20 protein-coding genes are annotated in these 21,735 nt (G+C 70.1%); 14 read left to right on the top strand and 6 right to left on the bottom strand.

What is annotated here, in order from left to right; all coding sequences use genetic code 11:
• Positions 1–3: 3 nt before the first annotated feature.
• Positions 4–2,334, bottom strand: coding sequence for an MMPL family transporter (locus tag F0U44_RS07130; RefSeq protein ID WP_149727616.1), 2,331 nt, complete (start codon positions 2,332–2,334; stop codon positions 4–6).
• A 49-nt stretch (positions 2,335–2,383) separates the two neighbouring features.
• A complete protein-coding gene (locus F0U44_RS07135) occupies positions 2,384–2,968 on the bottom strand; it encodes a TetR/AcrR family transcriptional regulator (protein WP_149727617.1) in 585 nt (194 codons plus the stop codon).
• Positions 2,969–3,044: 76 nt separating this feature from the next.
• On the opposite strand from F0U44_RS07135, the gene F0U44_RS07140 reads away from it, so the two are divergent.
• Positions 3,045–4,019, top strand: coding sequence for a DMT family transporter (locus F0U44_RS07140; protein WP_246160351.1), 975 nt, complete (start codon positions 3,045–3,047; stop codon positions 4,017–4,019).
• Here the strand turns inward: F0U44_RS07140 and F0U44_RS07145 are convergent.
• The gene (locus tag F0U44_RS07145; RefSeq protein ID WP_246160352.1) at positions 4,000–4,695 is read right to left on the bottom strand and encodes a response regulator transcription factor; all 696 of its coding nucleotides are present in this window, start codon (positions 4,693–4,695) and stop codon (positions 4,000–4,002) included. The genes F0U44_RS07140 and F0U44_RS07145 overlap by 20 nt on opposite strands.
• Positions 4,692–5,975, bottom strand: coding sequence for a sensor histidine kinase (locus F0U44_RS07150; protein WP_149727619.1), 1,284 nt, complete (start codon positions 5,973–5,975; stop codon positions 4,692–4,694). Before F0U44_RS07150 ends, F0U44_RS07145 begins: the two co-directional genes overlap by 4 nt.
• 176 nt (positions 5,976–6,151) lie before the next feature.
• Here F0U44_RS07150 and F0U44_RS07155 point away from each other — a divergent pair, with 176 nt between their 5' ends.
• The 10 genes from F0U44_RS07155 (at position 6,152) to F0U44_RS07200 (ending at position 16,311) form a co-directional block, all read left to right on the top strand.
• A complete protein-coding gene (locus tag F0U44_RS07155) occupies positions 6,152–6,460 on the top strand; it encodes a hypothetical protein (protein ID WP_149727620.1) in 309 nt (102 codons plus the stop codon).
• Complete coding sequence (locus F0U44_RS07160) at positions 6,447–7,787, top strand: cytochrome P450 (RefSeq protein WP_223163608.1); 1,341 nt, start codon at positions 6,447–6,449, stop codon at positions 7,785–7,787. The genes F0U44_RS07155 and F0U44_RS07160 overlap by 14 nt, the downstream gene beginning before the upstream one ends.
• A 23-nt stretch (positions 7,788–7,810) precedes the next feature.
• Positions 7,811–8,212, top strand: a complete 402-nt coding sequence (locus F0U44_RS07165; protein ID WP_149727621.1) for a hypothetical protein — start codon at positions 7,811–7,813, stop codon at positions 8,210–8,212.
• 87 nt (positions 8,213–8,299) lie between these two features.
• On the top strand, positions 8,300–9,802 hold the full coding sequence (locus F0U44_RS23720) for a fatty acid desaturase (protein WP_149727622.1): 1,503 nt from the start codon (positions 8,300–8,302) through the stop codon (positions 9,800–9,802).
• The gene (locus F0U44_RS07175; protein WP_149727623.1) at positions 9,802–9,996 is read left to right on the top strand and encodes a ferredoxin; all 195 of its coding nucleotides are present in this window, start codon (positions 9,802–9,804) and stop codon (positions 9,994–9,996) included. Before F0U44_RS23720 ends, F0U44_RS07175 begins: the two co-directional genes overlap by 1 nt.
• Positions 9,997–10,013: 17 nt before the next feature.
• On the top strand, positions 10,014–10,607 hold the full coding sequence (locus tag F0U44_RS07180; RefSeq protein ID WP_246160353.1) for a TetR/AcrR family transcriptional regulator: 594 nt from the start codon (positions 10,014–10,016) through the stop codon (positions 10,605–10,607).
• A gap of 58 nt (positions 10,608–10,665) precedes the next feature.
• Positions 10,666–11,919, top strand: coding sequence for a M15 family metallopeptidase (locus F0U44_RS07185; protein WP_149727625.1), 1,254 nt, complete (start codon positions 10,666–10,668; stop codon positions 11,917–11,919).
• Positions 11,920–11,974: 55 nt separating this feature from the next.
• On the top strand, positions 11,975–13,147 hold the full coding sequence (locus tag F0U44_RS07190) for a CaiB/BaiF CoA transferase family protein (protein WP_149727626.1): 1,173 nt from the start codon (positions 11,975–11,977) through the stop codon (positions 13,145–13,147).
• A gap of 4 nt (positions 13,148–13,151) precedes the next feature.
• Positions 13,152–14,615: a flavin-containing monooxygenase gene (locus tag F0U44_RS07195; protein ID WP_149727627.1), complete on the top strand. Its 1,464-nt coding sequence runs from the start codon at positions 13,152–13,154 to the stop codon at positions 14,613–14,615.
• Positions 14,616–14,820: 205 nt separating this feature from the next.
• Positions 14,821–16,311: a DEAD/DEAH box helicase gene (locus tag F0U44_RS07200; RefSeq protein WP_149727628.1), complete on the top strand. Its 1,491-nt coding sequence runs from the start codon at positions 14,821–14,823 to the stop codon at positions 16,309–16,311.
• Here F0U44_RS07200 and F0U44_RS07205 read toward each other — a convergent pair.
• Positions 16,308–16,682 (bottom strand): winged helix-turn-helix transcriptional regulator, encoded by a 375-nt coding sequence (locus F0U44_RS07205; protein ID WP_149727629.1) that lies wholly within the window; start codon positions 16,680–16,682, stop codon positions 16,308–16,310. The two genes, F0U44_RS07200 and F0U44_RS07205, sit on opposite strands and share 4 nt — an antisense overlap.
• An 88-nt stretch (positions 16,683–16,770) precedes the next feature.
• On the opposite strand from F0U44_RS07205, the gene F0U44_RS07210 reads away from it, so the two are divergent.
• Positions 16,771–17,370 (top strand): NAD(P)-dependent oxidoreductase, encoded by a 600-nt coding sequence (locus tag F0U44_RS07210; protein ID WP_149727630.1) that lies wholly within the window; start codon positions 16,771–16,773, stop codon positions 17,368–17,370.
• Positions 17,371–17,401: 31 nt separating this feature from the next.
• Here F0U44_RS07210 and F0U44_RS07215 read toward each other — a convergent pair whose 3' ends face one another.
• Complete coding sequence (locus F0U44_RS07215; RefSeq protein ID WP_149727631.1) at positions 17,402–18,115, bottom strand: MerR family transcriptional regulator; 714 nt, start codon at positions 18,113–18,115, stop codon at positions 17,402–17,404.
• Positions 18,116–18,219: 104 nt separating this feature from the next.
• On the opposite strand from F0U44_RS07215, the gene F0U44_RS07220 reads away from it, so the two are divergent.
• Together F0U44_RS07220 and F0U44_RS07225 are read left to right on the top strand one after the other, a co-directional pair.
• Positions 18,220–19,431 (top strand): acetyl-CoA C-acetyltransferase, encoded by a 1,212-nt coding sequence (locus tag F0U44_RS07220; protein WP_149727632.1) that lies wholly within the window; start codon positions 18,220–18,222, stop codon positions 19,429–19,431.
• 33 nt (positions 19,432–19,464) lie between these two features.
• Complete coding sequence (locus F0U44_RS07225; RefSeq protein ID WP_149727633.1) at positions 19,465–21,657, top strand: 3-hydroxyacyl-CoA dehydrogenase NAD-binding domain-containing protein; 2,193 nt, start codon at positions 19,465–19,467, stop codon at positions 21,655–21,657.
• The last annotated feature ends 78 nt before the right edge of the window (positions 21,658–21,735 follow it).

Below are 21,735 nucleotides of genomic sequence, written 5' to 3' on the forward strand. Positions count from 1 at the left end.
GCGTCACGCGCCAGCCGGCGTGAGCTCCTTGTCGAGGTCGTCGTCCCGGTCGCTGTCGAGGTCGGCGGCGTTGCTCGGGATCGAGTCGCGCTCGAGCGAGGCGCCCTCCACGTCGACGTTGGGCAGGATCCGGTCGAGCCACGTCGGCAGCCACCAGGCCTTCTCACCGAGCAGGTAGAGCAGGGCCGGGATCAGGGCCATCCGGACGACGAACGCGTCGAAGATGATCGACGCCGCGAGGGCGAAGCCCATCGACTTCACGACCACGTCGTCCTCGAGCATGAAGCCCGAGAAGACGGCGATCATGATCGTGGCGGCAGCCACGACGACGCGGGCGCTGTTGCGGAAGCCGTCGACGACGGCGTCGCGGGTGGACAGGCCGTGGACGTGCGCCTCCCGCATCCGGGTGACCAGGAAGACCTGGTAGTCCATCGCGAGGCCGAACACCATGCCGATCAGGAAGACCGGCATGAAGCTGACGATCGGCTGACCCTCGAAGATGCCGAGCGCACCCTCCTGGAAGACCGCCACCGTCGCGCCGAGGGTCGCGAGGACCGACAGCAGGAAGCCGAGCGTCGCGATGAGCGGCACCAGGATTGAGCGGAAGACGATCATCAGCAGCAGGAACGCCAGGCCGACCACGACGAAGAGGTAGAGCGGCAGCGCTCCGCTGAGCCGGTCGGAGACGTCGGTGGTGATGGCGGTGAGGCCGGTGACGCCCGTCGTCGTGCCGGTCGCGGCGTCGATGTCGGCCTGGCCGTCGCGCAGTGCTTCGAGCAGGTCGAGCGTCTTCGGGTCATCGGGGCCGGACTCGGGGGTCACCTGGATCATGGCGCCGGTGCCGACGCCCTCGGGGGCGCCGTCCTTGCCGATCGGTGCGTTGGTGACGACGACCGAGGCGTCCTTCACGTCGTCCATGCCGGCCGCCCACGTGGCGACGTCGTCGAACGCGGCCTGCCGGGCGTCGTCGTCGGCGATGTCGCGACCGTCGACCACGATCATCAGCGGACCCTCGCGGCCGGGGCCGAACGCCTCGGAGATCAGGTCAGAAGCCTGGCGACGGGTGGTGTCGGTCGGCGCGGTGCTGTCGGTGGGGAAGGCGAGATACATGTCCTTGATCGGTACGGCGAGCACGCCGAGGCCGATCACGATGAGCACGACGACCGCCAGTGGAGCGCGGCCGATGAAGCGGCCCCAACGGACGCCGTTGTTGATGACCAGGCCCTGCTCGTCGCGCTTGACGCGCTCGCGGCGGACCCGGCCGCGGAAGGTCCAGGACTTCAGCATGCCGAGGATGGCGGGCAGCAGGGTGAGCGCGACGAGCACCGCGATCAGGACGGTCGCCGCAGCCGCCAGGCCCATGGCCGTGAGGAACGGGATGCGCACGATCGCCAGCGCTGAGAGGGCGATGAGCACCGTGAGGCCGGCGAAGACCACGGCCGAACCCGCCGTGCCGACGGCGATGCCGGCCGCGTGCCTGCGGTCCTCGGTGTGGTGCAGCTCAGCGCGGTAGCGGGCGAGGATGAAGAGCGTGTAATCGATGCCGACGGCGAGGCCGATCATCGTGGCCAGCATCGGCGTGCTGGTGCCGATGTCGGTGAAGGCGGTCATCGCGGTGATGCCCGTCATGCCGAGGCCGACGCCGAACATCGCGGTGATGATGGGCATGCCGGCGGCGATCGCCGAGCCGAAGGTCAGCAGCAGCACGATGAGTGCGACGCCGATGCCGATGAGCTCGGAGGTGCCGCCCGGGCCGGACATGGCCTGCATGCCGGGGCCGTTGGCCTCCACCACGAAGCCGTCACCGTTGGTGTCCGAGTGGTCCGCGAAGAGCTTCTCCGCGTCCGCGACGGTGGTCGGCTTGAGGTCGGCGACGGTCTCGACGTCCCACGAGAAGGAGAGCGTGCCGATCCGGCCGTCCTTCGACAGCGGGGTGAACGCAGGGGGCGCATTGGCCGCAGCGACGTTGGGGTCGACCAGACCCGGGTTGGCCGCCGGGTCGTCGCTCATCTGCGGCAGCGACGGGATCGCGGCGATGAGGTCGGCGATGTCGTCGGCGTACTTCTTCTCGGCGAGGGTGTGCCCCTCCGGCGCGGCGACGACGACGTTGACGGTCGCGTCGTCGAAGGCGTCGCCGGCTTCAGGGAAGAGCTCCTGCTGCAGGTCGGCGGCCTTCTCCGAGGGGATGCCGGGGATGCTGAAGGAGTCGACCATCGGCTTGCCGAAGCCAGCGGCGATGCTGCCGAGCGCAACGGCGAAGAGCAGCCAGCCGGCGATGAAGAGCGGCCAGCGTCGGAACGCGGTCGTGCCGAGGCGGTAGAGCATACGGGCCATGGGGTCTCCTGGGTCCTGTTTCGAGTGGTTCGGGCGCCGGGTTGCGGCGTCAGCTGGTGAGAGCGGCGCGGGCGTCCGCGACCGCTTCGTTGATGAGGTCGGACATCGGTCGGGTGCCGTCGGGCTCGCCGGCCACGACCGAGTCGAAGATGGTGACGAGCAGCTGGACGAGCAGCCGCGCCCGCCGCTCGCCGAAGTCGCTGCCCTCGCGCTCGAGGATCAGCCCGACCGAGCGCTCGAGGACGACCTCGAACCGCTCGTGGGCGATGGCGATGACGCGTGGGTCGCTGCAGATCACCTTGCGGCGGAGCACGGCGAGCTCGAGGTCGTCGGCGCCCTTGTCCTCGACGGTCAGCGTGGCGGTCTCCACCAGGTCGTTCCACAGGTGGCCCGACGGGCCACCCGCGACGAACACCGCGACGAGGGTGTCGTTGTCCTCGTGCACCGGGCCGAGCACCAGGTCGGCCTTGCTGTCGAAATAGTTGAAGACGGTGCGGCGCGACACCTCGGCCGCGGTGGCCACGTCGTCGATGGTCCAGCCGTCGAAGCCCTTGTCGCGCGTGAGCTCGAGCGCACACCGCTCGAGACGCTGGGTGGTCTCCACCCGACGCTGCTCCCACTTGCTCCCGGTCACGGGAACGATTCTTGCACTCTCATGGTTAAAAGTGCAAAACTGTGACGCCGGTCACTCCCCACTACGCTCGGCGATCGTGTCCTCCCGTCGCCCTCTCCCGATCGGGATCGTGCAGGTCGCGATCGCCGGGATCTTGTGGGGGACAGGCGGCATCACCCTCGAGGTGATCCGCGACCACTCCTCGCTCTCCTTCGTCACCGTGAGCGGCTATCGGATGCTGATCGCCGCTGGGGTGCTGATCGGTGCGGTCGTCGTACTCCGTCGGGGAGCGGAGCTCCGCGCCCTCCTGCGCACGTCCCCCGGGCCGGCCTGCCTGGTCGGGATCGGCACCGGCGCCTACCAGGCGCTCTACTTCGGCGCCGTCGTGGAGGTCGGCGTGACGGTCGCGACGGTCGTCAGCCTCGGGCTGGCGCCGGTGTTGCTGACCGCGGCCGAGGCCCTGCACCACCGCCGTCATCCCGGAGTACGGCGACTGCTCGTCCTCGCCGCCGCCCTGGCCGGTCTCGTGCTCGTGTCCGGGGCTGCGGGCGGAGCGGATACCGGACCGCACCCGTGGCTCGGCGTCGCACTGGCTGTCGCGTCGGGCGCCACCTACGCCGCGACCACCGCGCTCGGTCGGCCGGTCTCCCAGCGCACCGACCCGCTCGCGCTGACGACGGTCGCGACCACGGCCGGGGCGTTCGCGCTGGTGCCGGCCGCGCTGATCGTCGGCGGCCCGCTGACCACCAGCGACCCGGTGGCGCTGGGCGCGCTCGCCTACCTCGGCGTGATGACGATGGCGCTCGCCTACGGCCTCCTCTACGCCGGCCTCCGCACCACGTCGAGCTCGGCCGCCGTGATCGCCAGCCTGCTGGAGCCCGTCACCGCTGCCGTCGTCGCCGCGATCTTCCTCGACGAGCGGGTCGGAGCGCTGGGCATCCTCGGCATCGTGCTCGTCCTCGCCGCCGTGGCTGGCGCGAGCGAGCGTCGTACCCGAACTTTCGGCCCTACTTCCGTCGAAATCGGGGCCGAAAGTTCAGGGACAACGGACGTCAGGGAGTCGCCGGACTGACCAGCCCGTGGTCGTAGGCGTAGACGATCGCGGCGGGCCGGTCGCGCAGGTGGAGCTTGGTGAAGATCCGGCCGATGTGGCTCTTGACGGTCAGCTCGGAGATGACGAGGTCGGCGGCGATCTCACCGTTGCTGCGGCCGATCGCCATCGCGCGCAGCACCTCGACCTCGCGAGGGGTGAGAACCTCGCCGACGCCACTGTCGACCGGGGTCGGGACGCCGCCGCGGTAGGCGTGCAGCACCCGGCCGGTGACGGCGGGGTCGAGCCAGGAGTCGCCGGCTGCGACCGCGCGGACGCCGCGGATCAGGTCGTCGGCGGAGGAGTCCTTGAGCAGGAAGCCGGCCGCGCCGGCCCGCAACGCGCCCGACAGCATCTCGTCGTCGTCGAAGGTCGTCAGCACGAGCACGGGGGGCGAGAGCGGGTCGTCGGAGAGCCGCTGCGTGGCGGTGATGCCGTCGACCTGGCGCATCCGGAGGTCCATCAAAACGACGTCGACCCCCGCATCGCCGTCGTTGGCGAGCCCGGCCAGGGTGCCGGGCACGTCGGCCCCGTCGGCACACTCGGCCACGATCTCGAAGCCGTCGCGTCGGCGCAGGATCCGGCGCAACCCGGAGCGCACCAGCTCCTGGTCGTCGACCAGCATCACCCTGATGCCGGTCACGATGCTCTCGCTCACGAGACCGCCCCGCTCGCCGCGGCACCCGGCAGGCGACCGAGCCCCGGGATCGTGTGACCGCAGGGGAGCTCGAGGCTGCGCTGCCCGAGACGTACGTCGACCAGCCACTCCTCGCCGTCCTCGCCGGCCCGCAGGGTGGCACCGAGCTGGGCGGCGCGGGCGTGCATGCCGGCGAGCCCGGACCCCTGCCCGTCGGCCCGCTTGCCGCGCGCAGCACCGAGCGGGTTGCGCACGAGGAGGCGCGCGCTGCCGCGCCCGACGCTCAGCGACACCTGGGCGGTGCTCCCGGGCGCGTGCTTGGCGACGTTGGCCAGCGACTCCTGCGCGATCCGGTAGAGGCCGAGCCCGGTGGCGTCGGCGAGCTGGGTGAGGTCGCCGCGCTCGTCGTAGTCGACGCGGAGTCCGGCCTGGTCGACCTCGCGCACCAGGGCGGCGATGTCGGACGCGCCGGGCAGGGACTGCGGGCTGCTCGGGCCGTCGGCCATGGCGCTCACGGTGCGGCGGATGTCGGCCATCGCGCGCCGGCCGACCTGCTCGGCGTCGGCGAGAGCCGCGTCGGCCTCGCTGACGGCGTCGTCGGCTGACACGGCGCCGCTCGCGACGTCACCGAGGGCGTGGCGTGCGCCGGTGATGTGGAGCAGCGTGACGCTGAGCGAGTGGGCGACGAGGTCGTGGATCTCGCGGGCGATCCGCTCGCGCTCGGCGGTGGTGGCCTGCTCCCAGGCCGACTCCCGGAGGCCTCGCTCGGCCAGGAGCGCGCGCATCTGCCACAGCAGCATCGCGCCGACGACGAAGCCGACCTCGAGCTCGATCGCGTAGACGGGGAAGGCGATGATGCCGGGTCCGATCGCAGCCACACCGAGCATCGCGTAGGAGATGGCCGCAACGATCATGCCCGGGCGCAGGCCGTCGCGAGCGGTGGCCTCGGCGACGACGAACGCGAGGACCGCCGGCGCGGCGTCGACCGGCCCGAAGGTGTCGTAGGTGGGCACGACCGACAGGAGCCACCCCACCGCGACGAGCGCACCCAGCCCGTCGAGCCACCAGGGCAGCATCATCCGGTAGCCGACCTGGGCGACGGGCGCAGCCAGGACGAGAGGGACGGTGAGCAGCAGCGGGTCCAGGGGCCAGAGCGCGTCGCGCTGACCGAGGGCGAGGACCAGACAGGCGACCTGGGCCAGGTGCCCGATGACCGGGACCCACCAGGGGTAGAGGATCCCGCGTGCGAGGCAGCTGTCCTCGATGCGCTGGCGCGCAGCACGCAGGAACCGGGCAGTCATGACAGTCAGCGTAGGCACCGCTGTGGCCTGCGTCATCCGACCGCAGGGGCCATCGCGACTCCTACCAGGGTCGCAGGACCGGCGTCGGGATTGCCTGCCAGCGCCCGATGTCCGTGGGGGTCGCGGTTGCCTAGCGTCGGTGTCACCGAAACAACCCCCCAAGGACGGTGAGCACCATGACCTGGAGCGAGACCAAGCTGCGCTGGCGCGTGATGCGCGAGATCGAGGACCTCTTCCTCTCCGACCCGGCGGCCGAGCTGCCCTGGCGCGAGGACTATGCCGAGCTCTTCGGCGACCGCGACGGCCTGACGAAGGCGCTGCGCTACCGCTGGCAGCTGTCCCGCGACGCCCAGCTCGACACCTACGCTCCCGAAGCAGCCTGGGACGAGCAGGTCAGCCGGCTCGACCTCCGGACCCGGATGCTCATCCGACGTCTGGACGACAGCGCCGGGCGCGAGCAGGGTAGGGACCGTGTCGTCGCCTGATCGGTTCGTCCCCGGCCTGCTGGCCACCCCCCGGGCGTTCGTCGCCTGGACCCTGGCCCACGGGATCCAGCGCCGCTTCCTGCGCCGCGCCGCCCTCAAGGGCGACCTGATGGCGCGGCTCGCGACGGACCCCGCCTACTACGACGACCCCTATCCGTCGTACGAGCAGATCCGGGCCGACGGCCGCATCGTCCGCAACGGGCTCGTGGGCGGCACCGTCGACCACGCGGTCGCCAACGCGATCTTGCGCAGCGACGACTTCGGCACCGGTGCCGGTGCGGGCGAGCTGCCCGGACCGCTGCAGCGGCTGCACACCCTGACGCGCGACCCCGACACGTTGAGCCCCGTCGACCCGCCGTCGATGCTCGTCGTCGACCCGCCGCAGCACACGCACTACCGCCGCCTGGTCTCGCGGGCGTTCACCGCCCGCAAGGTCGGCCGGATGGCCGATCGCGTCGAGCAGGTCGCGACGGCGCTGCTCGACGAGCTCGAGCGCGAGCCGACCTTCGACCTGGTGTCGCGCTATGCCGCCCTGCTGCCGGTCGCGGTCATCGCCGACATCCTCGGCGTGCCCGACGCGGAGCGCGAGCAGGTGCTCGGCTGGGGCAACCATGCCGCGACGACGCTCGACCCGGGGCTGAGCTGGAGCCAGTACAAGGAGGCCTCCGCGGCCCTGCGCGAGATGAACGCGTGGTTCAGCATGCACATCGAGCGGCTGCGCCGCGATCCCGGCGACGACCTGCTGAGCCAGGTGCTCCAGGACCCGGAGGCCGCTGACCTCACCGAGGTCGAGCTGCACGCGATCGGCCTGCTGGTGCTGGGCGCCGGCTTCGAGACGACGGTCAACCTGATCGGCAACGCCGTCGCTCTCCTCGACGCCCACCCCGACCAGCTGGCCTGGCTGCGCGACAACCCCGACGGCTGGGCCAACGCCGTCGAGGAGGTGCTGCGCTACGACGCACCGGTCCAGCTGACGATGCGGATGGCCCACAGCGACACCGAGGCGGCGGGCCAGCCGGTCAAGCGCGGCGAGGCGATCCTCGTCTACCTCGGCGGCGCCAACCGCGACCCCGAGGTGTTCGACGACGCCGACCAGTTCGACGTACGACGCCCCAACGCCGGCGACCACGTCGGCTTCTCCGCTGGGGTGCACTTCTGCATGGGCGCGAGCCTCGCGCGGCTCGAGGCGATGGTCGCCCTCCGTGCCCTCTACGAGCGCTACCCGGACCTCCGCGTGGTCGGTCGGCCCGAGCGTCGCGGCACCCGCGTGCTGCGCGGCTGGGAGCACCTCCCGGTCTCGACTCTCGCGCGCGTCCCCACGATCTGACGCGGGGCCCCATAATTCGGGGCGTGCTCGAACCCGATCCCGCGCCCGCCGAGGCGACGATGGTCACCGCCGCGGTGCTCATCGGCTTCGGCCTGCCGATGACGGCGGTCGCGGCCTCGTTCGCCTTCGGCAGTCTCGAGCACATCCTCAAGGGCCTGGCCGTAGCGCTGGCCGTATGGGGCGCCGGCATCGGCGCTGCCTTCTGGCACCCGCTCGACACGGCACCGGCAGGTCCGTCGGAGGCCAACCCGGTCTGGCGGATCGGGGTGCCGGGGCTGGCGATCGCCGCCATGGTGGTCGTCGTCTACACCGGCAAGCCGTTCGTGCCGTGGATGCTCGTGCTCGTGGTCGGCACCTTCTTCGCCTGGACCACCGGCTCGCTGTGGCTGATCTCCCGGCGCAGGGCGACAGCCCCGGACGAGTAGCAAGTTTACAAACGTCAGGGTCTTGTCAAAGACCTTTACAAACACTACCGTCGTGTCAACCGCTCGATGGAGAGTTTGGAGACCCTGATGAACGCGGAACTGATCGGCAAGACCGTCCCGGACGGATCGACCGAGATCTGGAAGGACAAGAAGCGCTATCTCTGGCTGCTGGGGATGATGGTCCCCGGGCTGGGCATCGTCTTCGCGCTTGCCTTCATCGCCTCTGGCGGCTGGTGGGGCTTCGCCCTCGTCGGACCGCTCCTGATCAACGTGATCATCCCGGTCTTCGACCTGATCTTCGGGCGTGACAGCTCCAACCCGCCCGACGAGATCATCGAGTCGCTGGAGAACGACAAGTACTACCGCCGGCTGGTCTTCGCCTACGTGCCGCTGATGTACGCCGTCCTCTTCGCCGGCTTCGACCTGCTCTCCGGCAACAACCCGGTCCGACGGGTCCTCGACTGGGTCGGCGCCGGCGGCTGGGCCGACGCCCACCTCGGTGCGCTCTACGACAACGCGACCTTCGACATGTCGTGGTGGGTCAGCGCCTTCTGGGCCCTGTCGCTCGCCGGCGTGGTCGGCATCGGCATCAACACCGCCCACGAGCTCGGCCACAAGAAGGAGAGCGTCGAGCGCTGGATGTCGAAGATCACCCTCGCGCCGACGTTCTACGGCCACTTCTACATCGAGCACAACCGGGGCCACCATGTCCGGGTCGCCACCCCCGAGGACCCGGCTTCCTCCAAGCTGGGCGAGAGCCTCTACGCCTTCTGGCCGCGCACCGTCCTGGGCTCGGTGAAGAGCGCCTGGGAGGTCGAGGCGAAGCGCTACCGGCGCAAGGGCACGCACCCGTTCCACGTCGGCAACGACGTGCTCAACGCCTGGGCCATGTCGGCCGTCCTGTGGGGTGGGATCGTCGCGCTCTACGGCGTCGAGGTCATCCCCTACGCGCTCATCACGATCGTCTTCGGCTTCTCGCTGCTGGAGGTCGTCAACTACCTCGAGCACTACGGCATGCTGCGCCAGAAGGTCGGCGAGAAGCAGCGGTACGAGCGGGTGCTGCCGATGCACAGCTGGAACAGCAACAACATCGTCACCAACATCTTCCTCTACCACCTGCAGCGCCACAGCGACCACCACGCCAACCCGACCCGGCGCTACCAGGCGCTGCGCGACTTCAAGGAGTCGCCGGCTCTGCCCACCGGCTACGCGGGCATGATCAACCTGGCGCTCATCCCGCCGCTGTGGCGCAAGGTGATGGACCACCGCGTCGTCGAGCACCTCGACGGCGACGTGACCCTCGCCAACGTGTTGCCGCGCAAGCGCGAGAAGTACCTCAAGAAGTTCCCGCCGCCGGCCGAGCACGTCGTCCATGAGGACAACTTCGCCCAGAGGTTCGAGGGCGAGGTGCTGGCCGCGAAGTGCCCGGGTTGCCACTATGTCTACGAAGTCGCCGCTGGTGACGAGCACGAGGGCTGGCCGGCCGGCACCGCATGGAACGAGATTCCCGACGACTGGTGCTGCCCTGACTGTGGTGTCCGCGAGAAGCTCGACTTCATCCCGTTCGACCCCGAGAAGGTGGGTGCGTAGTGAAGATCCATGCAGATCTCGACAAGTGCGAGGGCCTCGGCATGTGCGAGGCCATGGCCAACGACTACTTCGAGGTCGATGAGGACGAGGACCAGGTCGTCATCCTCGACGACTCGCCGCCCGAGTCCGACCGCGCCCACGTCTACGCCGCTGTGCAGGCCTGCCCGGTGCTCGCGCTGACGCTTTCCGACTGATGTCTATCCTCGCTCGTGTGAGCGCGCAGCCCTCGGGGGCACATCCGGTCGCCGTCGGTGGCATCCGCGACCGGCTTTGCGACGCGGCCGCTGCCGTGATCACGAGCGAGGGATGGGCGCGGGTCACCATGGCCCGGCTCGCCGACGAGGTCGGTGTCAGCCGGCAGACCGTCTACAACGAGATCGGCACCAAGAACGACCTCGCCGAGGCGATCGTGCTGCGCGAGCTCGACCGTTTCCTCGCCGGGGTGGTGCGCTCCTTCGACGAGAACCCCACCGACCTGGTGCAGGCGATCCGCGACTCAGCGCGGCGGGTGCTCAAGTACGCCCAGAACAACGCCCTCCTCCACGCCGTCGTCTCCGCGACGCACGGCGCCGACACCGAGCTGCTGCCGCTCCTCACGACGCACGCCGAGTCGCTCCTCGTCGCGGCGAAGATGGTCGTGGGCGAGCGACTGGCGGGCTACCAGATCGACCTCCCCGAGGACCGGCTCGAGGCCAGCATCGACATGGTGGTGCGCCTGGTGCTGAGCCACGTCATGCAGCCGTCGGGAGACCCCGCGACCACGGGCGAGGACATCGCTTGGGTGGCGGCGCGCGTCCTGGGCTGACGCACTTTTGGGATTCACCCGGGTTTCCGAACTACCCTCGGAGGGGGAGGGAAGTTCTATGGGGGTAGCGCAGCACGGTCGCGCCCGGCTGCTGGCGATCGCCGGCGCCGTGGCGTTGCTCAGCGCTGCCTGCGCCGGTCCCGGTGCTGACCCCAAGAACGAGACCAGCAACGCCGCCTCCACCACGAGCACCGGCGCGACCGGCCCGAGCGACCACGGCACTCCCGACGACTCCGACGTCACCTACGCCGTGCACACGGTCGACGCCCCGGGCCCGCGCGAGGGAGCGCTGTACGGCGACGACATGCTGCTCGTGAGCGCCGAGACCATCCCCGAGGGCGTGGTCGATCGGATCCTCGCGATCAAGATCGCGGGCCAGAAGGCGGTCACCGCCGCCGTACCCCTGTCGATCGGTCAGTTCTCCGCCGAGAACAAGAGCTACCGGGTCGCCGCCGCCGACATCGCGGGCTACCGCAGCTTCGTCGAGCAGCGCAGCGCCGACTTCCAGGAGCAGTGGGACCGGATCGCAGACGGTGAGGTCGGCGTCGCGGAAGAGTTGAAGGACCGGCTGCCGCTCGACAAGAACGGCTACCTCAAGGTCGGTTCGGGTGAGCAGACCTTCCCGATCCACGTCGGCGCCTACGGCCCCCAGATCGGCACGATCGACACCTTCGTCAACGCCGCCTGGGGCGAGGCGCTCGGCCTGCCCGACAACAACGGCCTCGTCCTCAACACCGGGGGCATCTCCCCGCAGGCGCTGAAGAAGAAGCTCAAGGGCATCGTCGGCGACATCTCGATGACCGACCTCGACGTCGTCGCGCAGTACGGCCTCGACCCGCACGCCGTGCAGTCGGTGCAGTACGTCGGCACGTTCGCCGACGCCGTGGGTGTCTACAACTACCGCCCCATCGGCGGCGGCCGGGTGCAGCCCGACCCGTCCTGGGTGAGCGCCCACATCGTCACCGAGACGATGCCGATCATCGGCCAGATGACCTGCAACAAATTCATGATGCCGCAGCTGCGCGAGGCCCTCGAGGAGATCCAGACCTCCGGGCTGGCCGACAAGATCCACCCCGGTGAATACGCCGGCTGCTTCTACCCGCGCTTCATCGCGGGCAGCACCACGCTCTCCAACCACTCCTTCGGACTGGCCTTCGACATCAACGTGCCCGGCAACCAGCGCGGCACCGTCGGGCAGATCGACCGCACCGTCGTGGGCATCTTCAAGCGCTGGGGTTTCGCCTGGGGTGGCGACTGGAACTACACCGACCCCATGCACTTCGAGCTACAGCGGATCGTGCACGCGGGGTAGTCGCTCGCGAGACTGCCAGTGCAACTGTGACAGTGCTTGTGTCACAATCACCCGCATGACGCTCGAGAGCATCGAACTGGGTCAGGGCACCGGTCCCCTCAAGGGGATCAAGGTCGTCGAGATCGCCGGCATCGGCCCCGGGCCGCACGCGTGCACGATCCTCGCCGACCTCGGCGCTGACGTGATCCGCGTGGAGCGGCCGGGCGGGCAGCTGCTCACCGGCGGCGCACACGACCTGCTCAACCGGGGTCGCCCGAGCGTCGCGCTCAACCTCAAGGACCCGGCCGCGGCCGAGGTGGTCCTCGACCTGGTCGCGGGTGCCGACGTACTGATCGAGGGCATGCGCCCCGGGGTCGCCGAGCGGCTCGGCATCGGTCCGGAGCAGGCGCTCGCGCGCAACCCGCGTCTGGTCTACGGCCGGATGACCGGCTGGGGCCAGGACGGCCCGTGGAGCCAGGCGGCCGGCCACGACATGAACTACATCGCCATCACCGGCACCCTGCACGGGCTCGGCCAGGTGAAGGAGAAGCCGCAGTTCCCGGCCAACCTGGTCGGTGACTTCGGCGGCGGTTCGACCTACCTCGTCATCGGCATCCTGGCCGCGCTCCTCGAGGCCAAGGTCTCCGGCGAGGGCCAGGTCGTCGACGCGGCGATCGTCGACGGCACCGCCCACCTCAACACGATGCTGGCGGCCTTCCTCGCCGGCAAGACCTACAAGGAGGAGCGGGTCAGCAACCTGCTCGACGGCGGTACGCCGTTCTACTCCATCTACGAGACCGCCGACGGCGAGCACATGTCGGTCGGTGCGCTCGAGCCGCAGTTCTTCGCTGCCTTCATCGAGCTGCTGGGCGTGAAGGACACCGTGCCGGGTCAGTTCGAGTTCGACCGCTTCGACGAGATGCGCGCGCTCTTCGCTGCGCGATTCCTGGAGAAGACCCGCGACGAGTGGTGCGCGATTTTCGACGGCACCGACGCCTGTGTGGCACCGATCCTCAAGTTCTCCGAGGCCGTCGACCACCCGCACATGAAGGCGCGCGAGATCCTCGTCGAGAAGGACGGCATCGTGCAGCCGCAGCCGGCCCCGCGCTTCTCCCGCACCCAGGCCACCCTCGGCCTGCCGCCCTCGCCCGTCGCCGGCGCCCACACCCGGGTCGCCCTCGAGGCCTGGGGCATCGCCGATGTCGACGGCCTGATCGAGAGCGGAGTCGCCGTCCAGGTGGAACAGTAGGTCCATGGAGCACGTCGACGTCCTCATCGTCGGAGCCGGTCTCTCGGGCGTCGGCGCCGCCGCACAGGTCAGGGAGCGGCTACCCGGGAAGTCGGTCGTCGTGCTCGAGAGCCGCGACGCCAAGGGCGGCACCTGGGACCTCTTCCGCTACCCCGGAGTGCGCTCCGACAGCGACATGTTCACTTTCGGCTACACCTGGCGGCCGTGGGACAGCGACATCGCGCTCGCCGACGGCACGCTCATCCGCGAATACATCAACACCGTCGCCCGTGAATACGACGTCGACCGGCTGATCCGCTACCGGCACCGCGTGCAGAGTGCTGCGTGGGACAGCGAGGCGGGGCACTGGACCGTGGTCGCGGCGGTCGGTGACCCCGCCGCCGGCGAGACGGTCACGCTGACCGCCCAGTTCCTGTGGTCGTGCGCGGGCTACTACAAGTACGACGAGGGCTTCCAGCCCACCTGGCCCGGCATGGCCGACTTCCAGGGCCAGATCGTGCACCCGCAGCACTGGCCCGAGGGCCTCGACTACAGCGGCAAGCAGGTCGTCGTGATCGGGAGCGGAGCCACCGCGGTGACCCTGGTGCCGTCGATGTCGGCGGGCGAGGGTGCGGCCGCCCACGTGACGATGCTGCAGCGGACCCCGTCCTACGTGATCAACCGCCCGCGGCACGACCCGGTCGCGCGACTGCTCACCCGGATGCGGATGCCGCGCCGGGTGATCTACCGGGTCGCCCGATGGACCAACATCGCCAACTCGATCGGCTTCTACAAGTTCAGCATGCGCTGGCCCGCCCGGTCGAAGGCCTTCTTGCGCAAGCAGGCCGTGCGTCAACTGCCGCCCGACTTCGACGTCGATCGGCACTTCGCGCCGCCGTACGACCCGTGGGACCAGCGGCTGTGCTTCGTGCCCAACGGCGACCTCTTCCGCTCGTTGCGCAACGGTGAGGCGTCGATCGTCACCGACACCATCGAGTCGTTCACGCCGACCGGGCTCAGGCTGGCGTCGGGCACCGAGCTCGACGCCGACCTGATCGTGTCGGCGACCGGCTTCCAGATGCAGGTGCCGCTCGGTGGCATCGAGATGGTCGTCGACGGCGAGCGCGTGGACTACGCGTCACATCTGGCCTACAAGGCGCTGATGCTCAGCGAGGTCCCCAACTTCTTCTTCACCCTCGGCTACACCAACGCGTCGTGGACCCTGAAGGCCGACCTGGTCATCGACTACGTGTGCCGGCTGCTCGCCCACCTCGACCAGGCCGGGCGACGGGTGGCCTCGCCGGTGCCGGACCCTTCGGTCGAGCGGCGGCCGTTCATGCCGCTCAGCTCGGGGTACGTCCAGCGCTCGGCACACCTGCTCCCAGGCGAGGGCGCCAAGGCGCCGTGGCGGCTCGAGCAGAACTGGTACGTCGACCAGAAGGTCGTCCGCCGAGCGCCCATCGACGACGGAGTGCTGCAGTTCACGTAGGCGAGGATTGCTGCGCGGAGACCCCGCGCCCCTAGGCTGTGGTCATCGGTCCGGCCAGTCTTGCCCCGGATCTCGCGCAACCGGACACCCAGTCCAGCGCTCCTCGTAGCTGAGGCCCGCTTCCCTTCCCGCCGCCGGCGGGACAGCACGGCGAGACGCCAGCAGGAGTCCGCCCCGGTTCGACGCGGCCTTCGGAGAGACTCTCTTGACCACGACCTTCGCCGATCTCGGCGTGCCCGCCAACCTCCTCGCAGTGTTGAACGGCAACAACATCACCACCCCCACCCCGATCCAGGCAGCGACCCTGCCCGACTCCCTCGCCGGCAAGGACCTCCTCGGTCGCGGCCGCACGGGCTCGGGCAAGACCTACGCGTTCGCAGTGCCGGTCGTCGCCCGCCTCGCCGCCGGTGGCCGTGCGGCCCCGCGCCGACCGCGCGCGCTCATCCTCGCGCCGACCCGCGAGCTCGTCAGCCAGATCGAGGCGACGCTCCGTCCGCTCGCCGACGCGGCCGGCCTGCGCACCCACACCGTCTTCGGCGGCGTGGGCCAAGGCCCGCAGGTCAGCGCGCTGAAGAACGGCGTCGACATCCTCATCGCCTGCCCCGGCCGGCTCGAGGACCTCATCAACCAGAGCCACTGCAGCCTTGCCGACGTGCAGATCACCGTGCTCGACGAGGCCGATCACATGGCCGACCTGGGCTTCCTCCCGGCCGTCCGCCGCCTGCTCGGCCAGACCCCGACCAACGGCCAGCGGATGCTCTTCTCCGCGACGCTCGACAACGCGATCGACGTGCTGGTGAAGCGCTTCCTCGTGAAGCCCGTCATCCACCAGGCCGACTCGGCGCAGTCGCCGGTCGCCAAGATGGACCACCACGTGCTGCACGTGCACCGCGACCTCCGGGTGCCGGTGCTCGTCGACCTGACCAGTGCTCCGGGCCGGACGATCGTGTTCACCCGCACCAAGCACGGCGCCAAGGCGCTCGCGCGTCAGCTCAACAAGAGCGGCGTGCCGTCGGTCGACCTCCACGGCAACCTCAGCCAGGGCGCGCGCACGCGCAACCTCGAGGCCTTCCACAGCGGTACGGCGACCACCCTCGTCGCGACCGACATCGCTGCTCGCGGCATCCACGTCGACGACGTCTCGCTGGTCGTCCACGCCGACCCGCCGGCCGAGCACAAGGCCTACCTGCACCGCTCGGGCCGTACGGCGCGTGCCGGTGCCGCCGGCACCGTCGTCACGCTGATGACCCAGGACCAGATCGGCGACGTCCGCGCGCTGACCCGCGCCGCCGGCATCAAGCCGACGACGACCAAGGTCGACGCCGTTGCGCACCCCGTCCTCAAGGAGCTCGCCCCCGGCGAGCGCTCCCTTCCGGGCGGCATCGTCCCCGCCGCCGGCACGGCCCCCTCGCGCCCTCAGGGCAGCGGTGGCGGCGGCACCGGCAGCCGGTCGCGGAAGCCCGGTCAGCGCGGCGGGTCGGCCTCCGGCTCGGCTCGCGGCGGCAACCGCGGCGGCGCGCCCAAGGCGGGCGGCGGCTCCGGTGGCGGCAACCGGTCCAAGGGCAACGGCTCCGGCAACGGTTCGGGCGGTGGCAACCGCGCCAAGAGCGGCGGCTCCGGTCGTCGGCAGGGCTCGGGCTCGGGTTCCGGTTCGGGCGGCGGGCACAGCGCCGCGTCGTTCTCCGGTCGCCGCTAGAGAAGCTGGTCGGCGGCCTCGTCGTAGCGCTCGCGGTTGGTGACGATCCGGGCGGCGTGCTGCTCGGCCCAGACCCGGATCGCGTCGATCGGTGCGAGCAGGTCGCGGCCGAGCTCGGTGAGCTCGTAGTCGACCCGCGGCGGCACCTGCGCGAAGACCGTGCGGGTGAGGACACCGTCGCGCTCGAGCGCGCGCAGGGTCTGCGTGAGCACCTTCGGCGTGATGCCCTCGATCTTCTCCCGCAGCTGGGAGAAGCGCAGCGGGCCGTCGGCCAGGGCGACGACGATCAGGACCGTCCACCGGTCGCCGATGCGATCGAGCACGACGCGCGACGCACACGCACGAGCGAAGGCGTCCGGCGGGTAGTCCATGGTTTCCACAAGGTATCTATAGCACGTTGAAGTACTCAGTATCCAATAGATACCGTCGATGACGAACCCATCATCGAAGGAGAGAACCATGAAGATCGCCGTCTACGGAGCCACCGGTGCCATCGGCAGCGCCATCGTCGCCGAGGCCCGCGCGCGCGGCCACGAGGTCACCGGCATCAGCCGTCGGGGCACCGACGCTCGCGACCACCTGACCGGGGACGCGCTCGACGCCGACCTCGCCACCGCTGTCGCCGAGAAGCACGACGTGGTCGTCTCGGCCATCGGCCCGAGCCGGGCGGCCGACGACGGCACCCGGTTCGCCGACAGCATCGCCAACCTCGTCGCCACCCTCGGCGACCGACGGCTCGTGGTCGTCGGCGGCGCGGGCAGCCTCACGGTCGACGGCGTCCGCCTCGTCGACACTCCTCAGTTCCCCGACATCTACAAGGCCGAGGCGCTCAAGGGTGCCGACACCCTGGCGTTGCTCCGTGCCGCTGCGGACGACGTGGACTGGACCTACCTCTCGCCCGCGCCGGTCATCCTCCCCGGTGAGCGCACCGGGTCCTACAAGGTCGAGCTGGAGACGCCGGCGGGCGACCAGATCTCCATCCCCGACTACGCCGTCGCGCTGGTCGACGAGATCGAGCAGCCGCAGCACGTGCGGCAGCGGTTCACCGTCGCCAACTGACGCACAAAAGCCGTCGTCGTGGCGGGGTCGGTCAGCGCGGGTTGCGCGCGGCCCTGGCCACGGCGGCTTCGTACGCCGTCACCAGGCCACCGACCGACAGCGGCTTGAGCCGCTCCATCACCTCACGGAAGTGGTCGCTGCGCTGGTCGTCGTAGAGGGGCGCGAGCTTGTCGCTGATGACCTCGTAGAGCTCCTTGGCCATCTGCTCGCCGTGCTCCTGGTAGACCGCGGCCGCGGCGACGGCGACCTCGCGGGGGAAGCCGAGCTCGAGGAGCCGGATGCCGATGGCGAGCTGGTTGCCGGCGACGAGGTAGGCCGAGCCGCGCCGGCGGAGCACGCCCAGTGCCTGCAGGGTGGCGACGTCCTCGTCGCTCAGCTCGCGGCCGGCCTTCGCCTCGAGGCGGCGGTGGTCCATCTCGACCGGCAGGTCGGACTGCCAGGGCGCGAGCATGGTCCGGGCGAGCGCGATGTCCTCGGGCGTCGCGTCGCCGGGGATGCCCGCGACGTAGCGCTCGATCGCCGCGAGGGTGAACCCGTGGCTCTGCAGCTCTTGGACCAGCTCGAGCCGAGCGAGGTGCTCGGGGCTGTAGTAGCCCGACCGGCCGCGCCGCACGGGCGGCGGCAGCAAGCCCTTGGTCGTGTAGAAGCGCACCGTCCGCACGCTCAGTCCCGTGCGTTTGGTCAGCTCCTCGAGCGTCAGCAGCGCCTCGCCGGCGGAGTCCGCCGGGTTACGTGTGATGTCCATCGCATGACCCTCACCCTTGACCATGACAGTAATAGTGTCACAATCGGTGCAGCCACTTCTCGCGCGCACTCTGCGCGTGTTCCCCGAATCCAGCAAGGACGGTCATGGCAGAAGCATTCGTGTACGACCACCTCCGCACTCCGCGCGGCAGGGGCAAGGCGAACGGTTCCCTTCACGAGGTGAAGCCGGTCGACCTGGCCGTGGGTCTGCTCAAGGAGCTCGAGGTCCGCAACCCCGGTCTCGACACCAACCGCGTCGATGACGTCATCCTCGGTGTCGTGAGCCCGGTCGCCGACCAGGGCGGCGACATCGCCAAGACCGCGGCGCTGGCCGCCGGTTACCCCGAGACGGTCGCGGGCGTGCAGCTCAACCGTTTCTGCGCCTCGGGTCTGGAGGCCGTCAACCAGGCCGCCGGCCGCGTGCGCGGTGGCTTCGAGAACCTGATCGTTGCCGGTGGCGTCGAGTCGATGAGCCGCGTGCCCATGGGCTCCGACGGTGGCGCCTGGGCCGCTGACCCGCGCACCGCGCTGCAGACCAGCTTCGTGCCCCAGGGCATCGGCGCCGACCTGATCGCGACCCTCGAGGGCTGGAGCCGCGAGGATGTCGACGCGTTCGCCGCCGAGTCGCACCACCGCGCCGCCAAGGCGCAGGCCAACGGCTACTTCGACGGCGCCCTGGTGCCCGTGAAGGACCTCAACGGCGTGACGATCCTCGACCGCGACGAGACCGTGCGTCCCGACACCTCCGTCGAGGGCCTCGCCGGCCTCAAGCCGAGCTTCGCCCAGATGGGTTCTGACGGCGGCTTCGACAACGTGGCGCTGGAGAAGTACCACTGGCTCGAGAAGATCAACCACGTCCACCACGCCGGCAACAGCTCGGGCATCGTGGACGGCTCGGCCCTGACCCTCATCGGTAGCGAGCAGGTGGGCAAGGACCTCGGTCTCACCCCGCGTGCGCGCATCATCGCGACCGCCGTGTCGGGTGCCGACCCGGTCATCATGCTCACCGGCCCGGCCCCGGCCGCCCGCAAGGCACTGGCCGTTGCCGGTCTCGAGGTCGGCGACATCGACCTGTTCGAGATCAACGAGGCTTTCGCCGCGGTCGCCATGCGCTTCATGCGCGACATGGGCATCAGCGACGAGATCACCAACGTCAACGGTGGCGCCATCGCCATGGGTCATCCGCTCGGTGCGACCGGCGCGATGATCCTCGGCACGCTCATCGACGAGCTCGAGCGGCGCGACCTGCGCCGCGGCCTCGCCACGCTCTGCGTCGGCGGCGGTATGGGCATCGCCACCATCGTCGAGCGCGTCTGACGCCGTACTCAAGACAGGACTGAATCAACACTCATGAGCACTGACACTCAGACCGCTGTGCGCTACGAGCGGGACGCCGACGGCATCGTCACCTTGACGCTGGACGACCCCAACCAGAGCGCCAACACCATGAACGAGCTCTACCGCGCCTCCATGGAGGCCGCGGTGGACCGGCTCTACGCCGAGAAGGACGACGTCACCGGCGTTGTCATCGCGAGCGCGAAGAAGACCTTCTTCGCCGGCGGCGACCTCAAGCTGATGACGCAGACCACCCGAGAGAACGCGGTCGACGTGTTCGGCCAGTGCGAGAGCATCAAGGCCGCGCTGCGTCGCCTCGAGCTCTTCCCGAAGCCGGTCGTGGCCGCCATCAACGGCGCCGCGCTCGGTGGTGGCTGCGAGATCACCCTCGCCTGCAACTACCGGATCGCCGTCGACGACCGCAGCGTCAAGATCGGTCTCCCGGAGGCGAGCCTCGGCCTGCTCCCCGGTGGCGGTGGCGTCACCCGCACGGTCCGGATGTTCGGCATCCAGTCCGCGCTGATGGACTACCTCCTCCAGGGCCCGCAGTTCGACCCGCAGAAGGCGCAGGCCAAGGGCCTCGTCAACGAGCTGGTCGCCACCCGCGAGGAGCTCGTCCCGGCCGCCAAGGCGTGGATCAAGGCCAACCCCGAGGCCTCGGCCCAGCCGTGGGACGCCCCCGGCTACAAGATGCCCGGCGGCAACCCGAAGTCCCCGGCTCTCGCCGGCTTCCTCCCGGTGTTCCCGGCCCTGCTCCGCACCCAGCTCAAGGGCGCGGACTACCCGGCGCAGAAGGCGATCCTCTCGGCTGCCGTCGAGGGTGCCAACGTCGACTTCGACACCGCTTCGCGGATCGAGTCGCGCTACCTGGCCAACCTGGTCGTCAACCAGGGCTCGAAGAACATGATCCAGGCGTTCTTCTTCGACCTGCAGGCGATCAACTCCGGCTCGCTCCGCCCGCAGGGCATCGAGCCCTTCAAGGGCACCAAGGTCGGTGTCCTCGGCGCCGGCATGATGGGCGCGGGCATCGCCTACGTCTGTGCCAAGGCCGGCATGCAGGTCGTCCTCAAGGACGTCGCGCAGGAGAACGCCGACAAGGGCAAGGCTTACAGCCAGGGCATCAACGAGAAGGCGATCTCGCGTGGCCGCCTGACCGAGGAGAAGTCCCAGGAGCTGCTCGACCGGATCACCCCGACTGCCGACCCGGCCGACCTCGCGGGCTGCGACCTCGTCATCGAGGCCGTCTTCGAGGACCCGGCACTGAAGGCCAAGGTCTTCGCGGAGATCCTGCCGCACGTCAACCCCGACGCGCTGCTCTGCTCCAACACCTCGACCCTGCCGATCACCGGTCTGGCCGAGGGCATCGAGGACGCCGCCAAGCGTCCGAACTTCATCGGCCTGCACTTCTTCTCGCCGGTCGACAAGATGCCGCTCGTCGAGATCATCGCCGGCAAGGAGACCTCCGACGAGGCGCTCGCCAAGGCCTACGACCTCGTCCTGCAGATCCGCAAGACGCCGATCGTGGTCAACGACAGCCGGGGCTTCTACACCTCGCGCGTCATCGGCTACATGGTCAACGAGGGCATGGCGATGCTCGCGGAGGGCGTGGCGCCGTACTCGATCGAGCGGGCCACCACCTCGGCCGGCTACCCGGCTCCGGTGCTGCAGCTGTCCGACGAGCTCAACCTCGAGCTGATGGCGAAGATCGCCAAGGCGACCCGCGAGGGCGAGGGTGCGGGCTACGTCGAGCACCCCGGCATCGCGGTGGTCGAGAAGATGCTCGAGGCCGGCCGAGCCGGTCGCCTCCGTGGCGCGGGCTTCTACGACTACGCGGACGGCAAGCGCGGCTCCATCTGGGCCGGTCTCGCCGAGCTGTTCCCCGTGGCCGCCGAGCAGCCCGACATCCAGGACGTGCGCGACCGGATGCTCTTCGCCGAGGCCCTCGAGACCGCGAAGTGCTTCGAGGAGGGCGTCATCACCTCGGCGGCCGCCGCGAACATCGGCTCGATCATGGGCATCGGCTTCCCGCCGAACACCGGTGGTGCCGCGCAGTTCATGACCGGCTACGAGGACAAGGCGACCGGTGAGATCGGTCTCACCGCGTTCCTCAAGCGGGCCGACGAGCTGGCTGCCACGTACGGCGAGCGCTTCCAGGCCACCGCCTGGCTGCGTGACCTCGCCGCCTCGGGTGGGTCCTTCCCCGCCTGATCTGTTTCACCTTCGAAGGGCCCGTCGCGCGAGCGGCGGGCCCTTCGTCGTCGGGCTAGAGGTGCAGGAATCCCCGGT

Origin of the sequence: Nocardioides humilatus (assembly GCF_008373755.1) — a bacterium.
GTDB classification, from domain to species: Bacteria; Actinomycetota; Actinomycetes; order Propionibacteriales; family Nocardioidaceae; genus Nocardioides; species Nocardioides humilatus.